The 8,713-nt window shown below is 61.9% G+C and carries 6 protein-coding genes; 1 reads left to right on the plus strand and 5 read right to left on the minus strand.

The window, feature by feature from the left end; all coding sequences use genetic code 11:
• The first annotated feature begins 53 nt into the window (after positions 1 to 53).
• The gene (locus J1G34_RS20215) at positions 54 to 233 is read left to right on the plus strand and encodes a hypothetical protein (RefSeq protein WP_122463222.1); all 180 of its coding nucleotides are present in this window, start codon (positions 54 to 56) and stop codon (positions 231 to 233) included.
• Between the two features lie 119 nt (positions 234 to 352).
• On the opposite strand, the gene J1G34_RS20220 is transcribed toward J1G34_RS20215, so the two are convergent.
• From J1G34_RS20220 to J1G34_RS20240, 5 genes are all read right to left on the minus strand, one after another.
• Positions 353 to 946, minus strand: a complete 594-nt coding sequence (locus J1G34_RS20220) for a glutathione S-transferase (RefSeq protein ID WP_222994541.1) — start codon at positions 944 to 946, stop codon at positions 353 to 355.
• On the minus strand, positions 943 to 4,581 hold the full coding sequence (locus J1G34_RS20225; RefSeq protein WP_222994542.1) for an AAA family ATPase: 3,639 nt from the start codon (positions 4,579 to 4,581) through the stop codon (positions 943 to 945). Before J1G34_RS20225 ends, J1G34_RS20220 begins: the two co-directional genes overlap by 4 nt.
• Entirely contained in the window at positions 4,578 to 5,819 is a 1,242-nt protein-coding gene (locus J1G34_RS20230; RefSeq protein WP_065936583.1) for an exonuclease SbcCD subunit D C-terminal domain-containing protein, read from the minus strand. Before J1G34_RS20230 ends, J1G34_RS20225 begins: the two co-directional genes overlap by 4 nt.
• Positions 5,820 to 6,019: 200 nt before the next feature.
• Positions 6,020 to 7,264, minus strand: coding sequence for a saccharopine dehydrogenase family protein (locus J1G34_RS20235; protein ID WP_065893042.1), 1,245 nt, complete (start codon positions 7,262 to 7,264; stop codon positions 6,020 to 6,022).
• 28 nt (positions 7,265 to 7,292) lie between these two features.
• Positions 7,293 to 8,390: a carboxynorspermidine decarboxylase gene (locus tag J1G34_RS20240; RefSeq protein ID WP_065887408.1), complete on the minus strand. Its 1,098-nt coding sequence runs from the start codon at positions 8,388 to 8,390 to the stop codon at positions 7,293 to 7,295.
• Positions 8,391 to 8,713: the final 323 nt, after the last annotated feature.

An 8,713-nucleotide genomic window follows, 5' to 3' on the forward strand; every position in this document is an offset into this window, starting at 1 on the left:
TGGCTTCCAAGGCCTCCCGGCCACCAAAACCAACGCACACGAGGGTTACCGTCATGAACTTCAATCTCTTCTCGATCATCGCCGCTTCCGCCGTTTCCGCGACCGTTGCTCTGCCTGCGGCAGCCAGCGTGGACGTCTCCGGCAAAAAATCCGGCACCACTGCCTATACCCAGAAGTACCTGCAACAAAGCGCCAACTTCTATGCCGCGCTGGATCACAAGACCCAGGGCTAACAAAGATCAACCTGTGGGAGGGGGCTTGCCCCCGATTGCGGTGGGTCAGCTACAGATAAGCAGACTGACACATTGCCATCGGGGGCAAGCCCCCTCCCACAGGTTGATTGATGTTGGTTTCAGGGTTTTGCCATCACTGCGATAAACAGCTGCGACTCCAGAATCCGCTGCAGCCACGCCTGAAGCCGTGGATACGGCGCCCCCGCAAACCATTCGCGATCCACATGAGCGAACTGCCGTACGAACGGCACAACGGCCGCGTCCGCCAGGCTCATGTGCCCGGCGAGCAGGTATTCATGGTCCGCCAGCAAGTCCTCCAGCCTTTGCAGGAACACCTCACCCTCGGCCCGATAATGTTCCATTGCGTGCTCAGGGTAGCGCTCGGCGTACTTGTATCGATTCAAGTGATGTCTGAACACCTGGTCATTCTCGGCGATCAACGCCAGCACCGCAGGATCGCCTTGCAGCAGCCAATCCTCGGGATCGTGCTGCGCCAGGGCCCATTGCATGATCTCCAGGCTTTCCTCGATCACCCGGCCGTCAAGGCTCAACACCGGCACCGTGCCCTTGGGCGACAACGCCAGCATGTCGGCCGGTTTGGCCTTGAGGCTCACCTCGATGATCTCCACCGGTACGCCTGAATAGCGCAACGCCAACCGCGCGCGTATGGCATAGGGGCAGCGCCGGAACGAGTACAGCAGCGCCGCGCTCACTTGACCTCCAGGGTGCTCAAGCCATTGCCCTGGCGCTTGACCTGGATCTGCACCGGGATGCGTTCGTGCATTTCCTGCACGTGGGAGATCACCGCCACTTTGCGCCCCTGGGCCTGCAAACCATCCAGCGCGTCCATGGCCAGTTGCAGGGATTCGGGGTCGAGGCTGCCGAAACCTTCGTCGATAAACAGCGACTCGATCTTCAAGGTACTGGACGCCATCGACGCCAGACCCAGGGCGAGCGCCAGGGAGACGAGGAAGGTTTCACCGCCCGACAGCGAGTGCACCGAGCGCAGTTCGTCGCCCATCTCGGTGTCCATCACCAGCAGGCCAAGCATGCTGCCGCCGCGTTTAAGGCGGTAGCGGCGCACCAGCTGGCGCAATTGCACGTTGGCGTGGTGCACCAGCAGGTCGAGGTTGTAGGCCTGGGCGATTTTGCGGAACGTGTCGCCAGTGGCCGAACCGATCAGCGCATTCAGGCGGGCCCAACGCTGCCATTGGTCATAGGCCTTGGCGATCTGTTCGGCCAGGGCGTGATTGGCGTCCTGGCGCCGCTGGTCTTCGGCCTGGCGGGCGCGCAGTTCGGCGCAGTGTTTCTCGCCCTCGGCCAGTTGCTGATTGAGCGCGGCAAGGCTGTTGTCCAGCTGCTCGGCGTCCAGGTTGCCGTTGTGCAAGGCCTGATGTTCGGCCAGGCGCTGTTCGCGCTCCTGCAGCAAGACACCGGCTTGTTCAACGGCTTTTTCGCGGGTGTGCAACTGCTGGCGCAGGTCCGTGACCTGGGCCTCGTCGAAGGCCAGCAGGCGGGTCAGGCCTTGGTCATCCAGCTCGGGATGCGCGGCGCGCCACGCAGTGATGCGCGTGTCCAGGGCTTGTTGCTCCGTCTCGAGCGCTTGCTGACGTTCAAGCAGGGCCTTGAGATCGGCGACCAGTTGCACCAGCGCCGTGTGTACCGCGTGCAGTTCCTGGCTGGCGTCGGCTTCGCTTTGGCGCGCCTGGCTGACGGCCTGGTCCAACTGCTGTTGCCACTGTTCGGCGCTCTCGTGAGTGCCGAGCAAGTCGCTGAGTTTGGCCTGGGCGTCGTGTTGCTGGGTGCAGAGCTGCGCGACCTGCAGATTCAGGGCTTCTGACTGCTGCTGGCGATGCTGCTGATGGGTCTGTTGTTTTTCGATGGCCTGCTGGCGCTCTTGCTGCTCGGCCAGTTCATCGCGCTGATGGCCCAGTTGCTCGAGACGCTGGCTGACCTGCTGGTCGAGTTGCAGGAAGGTCGCCGCCGGCTCACTGCGCAAACCTTCCAGGGTGGCGGCGGGCAACAGGCTGGCGAAGCTGGCAAGCTCCGTATCGAGGCGCTCGCGGTCACTGGCCAGGGCGCGCTGCTGGTCGAGCAACAATTGTCGGGCCTGCTGGCTCGCGTCCTGGGCGGCCTGCAATTGCTGCTGCAAACGCCCGGCGTTTTGTTGCAGGTTGAGCAGGGCGCCCTGGCGCTGTTCGTCCTGGGCGATGCTTTGCGTCAGTTGCGCCAGTTGCTGGGCCAGCCAGTCGGTGCGCTTGACCGCGTCCTGATTCAACAGCGTCGCGTACAGTGGGTGCGCTTCAAGGTTTGGCGCCAACGCCTGCTGCTGCAGCGCCAGCTGTTCCTGTTGGGCTAAAAATTCCTTTTGCTGGGCGATCAGCCCACCCACTTCGCCGCGTAGCTCGGTGAGTGTTTCCTTGAGGCGGTCGACGGCTTGCTGCGCTGTGGCCTCTTCGCTTTCATCGTGGCGACCCAGGCTCTGCAACAGCGCTTCGGGCTGGTGATAGGGATGTTCGTGGCTGCCGCAGACCGGGCAGGGCTGGCCATCCTGCAACTGTTCGCGCAGTTCCTCGACGCTGGCACTGCGGGCCAGGCGCTGGCGCTCCAGCAGTTGCTTGGTCACCGTCAGGGTTTGCTCGGCCACCGTCAGTTCGGCTTTGGTTTGCAGGCCGGTCTGGTTCAGTTGCTCGCGCTGCTGCGCCGCGTCGGCGAGTTTCTGCGCCAGGGTGCCGGCCTGGGTGTCGAGCTGCTGTTGACTGCCCCACAAGCGCGCGAGGTCTTCGAAAGCGCGTTGTTGCTTGCGATTGTCCTGCAGGAGGCTGGCGAGCAATTGAATTTGCTCGGCCACCGCGTGGGGTTCGGCGCCGGCCTCCTGGTACAGCAGGTCCAGGGCCTCGCGTTGCAGGGTAAATTGCTCGACGGCGGCGTTGACGCGCTGTTCAAGCTGCGGCAGTTCAGCCTCGCCCTGGTTCAGGCGATTGCCGATCATCATCAGTTGTTGCAGGCGGTCGCGGTAGGCCGTCCAGGCGTCGCTCAGTGGCGCGAGGGTGGCGCTGCGCTCAAGTTCGGTGGCCAGGCTTTGCAGGCGCTCGGCGACCTGGGCCTGTTTGTCCTGCAAGCCTGTGAGCAAGACGTGGCCTTCGTGGCAGGCGCTTTCGTGCTGCTGCTTTTCCTCGGTGCGCTTGGCCAGCTCTTTGGTCAAGTGGGTGAGGGTGGTCTGTTCTTCGAAGGCCTGGCGCAGCAAAGGCGCGGCGCTTGCCTGGTTTTGCTGGGCTTGGGCCAGGGCCGATTGGGCGGCGGCCTGCTGTTGTTGCGCCTGTTCCTGACGGCTGTGCAGCGCGGTTTGTTGCTCAAGGTGCTGTTGAATCTGCGCGGCGAGCGGGGCCAGCAATGCGTCGAGTTCAGCGCGACGCACGAAGTGATGGCGTTGCGGCGCGAGCTGGTCCAGGCGCGTCAGGTCCTGGCGCTGCTGGCCTTGGCTGTCCCACAGTTGTTGGGCTTGTTGCAGCTGCTCGGCGGCGCTTTGCCGGCGCTCCTGCCATTCGCGCAACTCCTTGAGCCAGGTGTGCTGCAACTCCAACTGCTTGAGTTGGGCCTGGTGGGTTTTGAGTTGCTGTTGTGCCTGACTCAGTTGTTGATCCAGCTCGGCGCGGGCTTCGGCAGCCAGAGGCACCACGCCGCTGGCCTGGTCCTGCAATTGTTTGTGCACGTCCCTGGCATCCTTGGCCTTGTCGAACGCACGGCGGCCCAGTTGGGTATACAGCGCGGTGTCGGTGAGCTTTTCCAGCAGTTCGCTGCGCTCGTTGTCGTTGGCCTTGAGAAAGGCGCTGAACTCGCTTTGCGCCAGCAGCACTGCGCGGGTGAATTGTTCGAAGTTCAGGCCCAGGGCCAGTTCCAGCTGGGTCTTGTATTCGGTTTTCTGACTGGCCAGCAGTTGCTCGCTGTCCAGGTCGATCAGGCTCTGGCGGCTGTTCTGCAACTTGCCGCTGGCCTTGTCGCGCGCGCGATTGGCTTCCCAGCGCGCACGGTAGCGGCGGCCACTGACGCCGACGAAATCCACCTCGGCATAACCACCGCCGGTGCCCCGTCTGAGCAGGGTGCGCGGGTCGCCGATGGAAATGTCGCTGTCGGCATCCGGCATCTTGGCCTGGCCGGTATCGCCCAGGCGCGGCACCGCGCCAAACAGCGCCAGGCACAGCGCATCGAGCAGGGTGCTCTTGCCGGCGCCGGTCGGCCCGGTGATGGCGAACAGACCGGCACTGGCCAGCGGCTCGGCGGTGAAGTCGATCTCGAACGGTCCGGCCAGGGACGCGAGGTTTTTCAGGCGGATGGCGAGGATCTTCATGGCTGTTCGCCCTCCTGTTGCACTTCCTGGAGCAGCACGGCGAAGTCCTTCAAGGTCTGTTCATCCACTTCGCTGCCATAGCTGTCCTGCCAGGCGCGGCTGAACAATTCCTGGGGGGTGAGTTGGTCGAGTTCGACCAGGCGCTCCTCATCATTGCCTTCGCGCGGGCCATTGCCTGCGTATTCGGCGGCGATGCGCACCAGGCGCACGGCCTTGCCTTGCAGGGCATTTTCGATCTGCTGGCGCAGGTCCGGCTGCGGTTCGTCAAGGCGTACCCGGACTTCCAGCCATGGGTGACGTTGGGTTTCGGCCAGCAAATCCACATCGGGCAAGTCGGCCAGCTGTTTGAGGATATCTGCCAGAGGCGCGGCCTCCAGGCGTTGCAGATTGACCGAGCGCGGGATCGGCAGCGGTTCGACGCTGACCAGCCTTTCGCCCTGGAACGTCACGTCGAGCACCTGGTGCTTGTAGCCGATTTCGGAAAAAGACAGCGGAATCGGCGAGCCGCTGTAGCGAATGCGCTCTTCGCCATTCACCTTCTGCGGCTTGTGCAAATGGCCGAGGGCGACGTAGCCGACACTTCTATCGAAGAGTTTGGCCGGCAGCGCCTCGGCATTGCCGATGATCAGGCTGCGCTCGGAGTCTTCCGACACCGATCCCCCGGCCATGTGTGCATGGCTGATGGCAATCAGCGCCTGGCCCTTTTTGCGTTTGGCGTTGGCGGCGGCGATCAGCCATTCATGCACCTGGCCGATGCCCTGCAGGTAATCATCGCCCAACTGTGCGCCCGTGACTTCCGCCGGGCGCAGGAACGGCAGCGCCAGGCACCAGGCGGCGATCTTGCCTTTGGCATCCGGCAACGGGATCAACAGGCGTTCGGCATCCAACTGGCCATCATCGAGCCACAACACCCGGCCCAGGGCGTGGGTGCGCAGGCGGCGCATCAACGGTGCGGGCAATTCGATGCGCGACCCGGAGTCATGATTGCCGGCAATCATCACGATCGTCAGTGTCGGGTTTTGTTCGTGGGCGCTGATGATGAAGTCATACAGGCGCTCCTGTGCCTTGAGCGGCGGGTTGACCGTGTCGAAAATATCGCCGGCGATCAACAGCGCCTCCGGGCGGTGGGCCTTTAACTGGTCCAGCAGCCATTCGAGGAAACAGGCGTGTTCGAAGTCGCGTTCCTGGCCGTGCAGGTTTTGCCCAAGGTGCCAGTCGGAGGTGTGGAACAGACGCAAGGCGAACTCCGTGCAGAAGAGGAAAAGGAGGGAAGTTTACCTGTAAAAGCACACGGGGTGCCTGCGGGTAGCCCCGGATCCTGTGTGAGAGGGGGCTTGCCTCCTCCCACAGGGGATCGCGTTGTTTTATTGGGTATCCGTGCCCCAACAAAAAATGCGCCCCTGAGGGCGCATTTCTTTGTTCGGTCAGCGATCGCCTGTCAGGCAGGCGCATTCCAGGCACGATCACCGTGCTCGTCCTTGATGCGAGTCGGCAAGCCCATCACGTCCAGCGCTTTCAGGAACGGCTCGGCCGGCAGTTCCTCGACGTTGGCCATGTGTTTCACATCCCACTCACCACGCGCTACCAGCAGCGCGGCGGCGACCGGTGGCACGCCGGCGGTGTAGGAGATGCCCTGGCTGTCGGTCTCGGCGAAGGCTTCCTCGTGGTCGGCCACGTTGTAGATGAACATCTCGCGCGGCTGGCCATCCTTGGTGCCTTTGACCAGGTCACCGATGCAGGTCTTGCCGGTGTAGCCGGGGGCGAGCGAAGACGGGTCGGGCAGGACGGCCTTGACCACTTTCAACGGCACCACTTCCAGGCCTTCGGCGGTGGTGACCGGTTTCTCGGAGAGCAGGCCGAGGTTTTTCAGCACGGTGAACACATTGATGTAGTGTTCGCCGAAGCTCATCCAGAAGCGCACGTTGGGCACGTCGAGGTTTTTCGACAGCGAGTGCACTTCATCGTGGCCGGTGAGGTAGAGGTTCTGCGAGCCGACGACCGGCAGGTCGTCGGTGCGTTTGACTTCGAACATGGTGTTGCTGGTCCACTGGCTGTTCTGCCAGCTCCACACCTGTCCGGTGAACTCGCGGAAGTTGATTTCCGGGTCGAAATTGGTGGCGAAGTATTTGCCATGGGAGCCGGCATTGACGTCGAGGATGTCGATCGAATCAATGCGGTCGAAATGCTGTTGCTGCGCCAGCGCGGCGTACGCGTTGACGACACCCGGGTCGAAGCCCACGCCCAGGATGGCGGTGATGTTCTTCTGTTTGCATTCTTCCAGGTGGTTCCATTCGTAGTTGCCGTACCACGGCGGGGTCTCGCAGACCTTGCCCGGCTCTTCGTGAATGGCGGTATCGAGGTACGCAACGCCCGTATCGATGCAGGCACGCAGCACCGACATGTTAAGGAACGCGGAACCCACGTTGATGACGATCTGCGACTCGGTCTCGCGGATCAGGGCCTTGGTCGCTTCCACGTCCAGGGCGTTCAGCGCGAAGGCCTGGATGTCGGCGGGAACCTTGAGGCTACCCTTGGCCTTGACGCTGTCGATGATGGCCTGGCATTTGGAGATGTTGCGCGACGCGATAGCAATACGACCGAGTTCGTCGTTGTGCTGCGCGCACTTGTGGGCCACCACCTTGGCGACACCTCCTGCACCAATGATAAGAACGTTCTTTTTCAATTGCTTTATCTCTCCTTTATCCGCCAGCTTACGAAAGGCTGGACAGGTAGTCGTCGTAACCAAATTCACGAACCACTTCGACTGTACCGTCGAGTTGTTTCACTACGATGGACGGCATTTTCAGGCCGTTGAACCAGTTTTTCTTGACCATGGTGTAGCCTGCGGTGTCGATGAACGACAGCCGATCGCCGATGGCCAGCGGACGATCAAATTGATACTCGCCGAAAATGTCCCCGGCCAGGCAGGATTTGCCGCACACCATGACGGTGTGTTCGCCTTCGCTTGGCGCCAGCTTGGCGTTGAGGCGATAGATCAGCAGGTCCAGCAAGTGGGCTTCGATGGAGCTGTCGACCACGGCCAGGTTCTTGCCGTTGTAGAGCGTGTCGAGCACGGTGACTTCGAGCGACGCGCTGTTGGTGATTGCCGCTTCCCCCGGTTCCAGGTACACCTGCACGCCGTACTTCTCGGAGAATGCTTTCAAGCGCGCGCAAAACGCGTCCAGCGCATAGCCTTCACCGGTGAAATGGATGCCGCCGCCGAGGCTGACCCACTGGACCTTGTGCAGCAGCGCGCCGAAGCGTTCTTCGATGGTGCCGAGCATTTTGTCGAACAGACTGAAATCGCCGTTCTCGCAGTTGTTGTGGAACATGAAACCGGAGATCTGCTCGATCACGCCTTCGATCTTCACCGGGTCCCATTCGCCCAGGCGGCTGAACGGACGCGCCGGGTCGGCCAGCAGGTAATCGGAGCTGCTCACTTGCGGGTTGACCCGCAGGCCGCGGGTCTTGCCTTCGGAGCGCTCGGCAAAGCGCTGCAGCTGGCTGATGGAGTTGAAGATGATCTTGTCGCAGTTGTCCAGCATCTCTTCGATTTCATCATCGGCCCAGGCCACGCTGTAGGCGTGCGCCTCACCTTCGAACTTCTGGCGGCCGAGCTTCAACTCATACAGCGACGACGAGGTGGTGCCGTCCATGTATTGCTGCATCAGGTCGAACACCGACCAGGTGGCAAAGCACTTGAGTGCCAGCAGAGCCTTGGCGCCGGACTGCTCGCGCACGTAGGCAATCTTCTGCATGTTGACCAGAAGCTTCTGTTTATCGATGAGGTAGTACGGCGTTTTGATCATTTTTGAGAGCCTGCGGCGGTGCCTGCCAAAAAAGGACACGCATTGTGCCCGCACTTGGAACAGATCGAAAGGTTAGTGGGCGGAATTTGCTGCGCCGGGTTTCGAGCATAGGGCCTGAGTATGACCGTCCATGGTTATACACCGACCTGATGTGGGAGGGGCGGTGCGACGATTCGACTTGCTCTCGATGGCGGCCTCTGGGCCGACCAGGGTGTTGGATTGGACCGAGTACATATCCGTTTCTGCGGTAACGGCTGCTAATGGTTCCGCTTTTACAGCGGCTCACTTTTGAAAAGCGCAAAAGTAAGCAAAACGCTCTTGCC

This window comes from Pseudomonas sp. Wu6, from assembly GCF_019891515.1.
In the GTDB taxonomy this organism is placed as follows: Bacteria; Pseudomonadota; Gammaproteobacteria; order Pseudomonadales; family Pseudomonadaceae; genus Aquipseudomonas; species Aquipseudomonas orientalis_A.

Excerpts from the sequence above, each read along its gene's own strand:
- J1G34_RS20240 (WP_065887408.1), bottom strand. The coding sequence starts at position 8,390 with ATGATCAAAACGCCGTACTACCTCATCGATAAACAGAAGCTTCTGGTC.
- J1G34_RS20215 (WP_122463222.1), top strand. The coding sequence starts at position 54 with ATGAACTTCAATCTCTTCTCGATCATCGCCGCTTCCGCCGTTTCCGCG.
- J1G34_RS20225 (WP_222994542.1), bottom strand. The coding sequence starts at position 4,581 with ATGAAGATCCTCGCCATCCGCCTGAAAAACCTCGCGTCCCTGGCCGGA.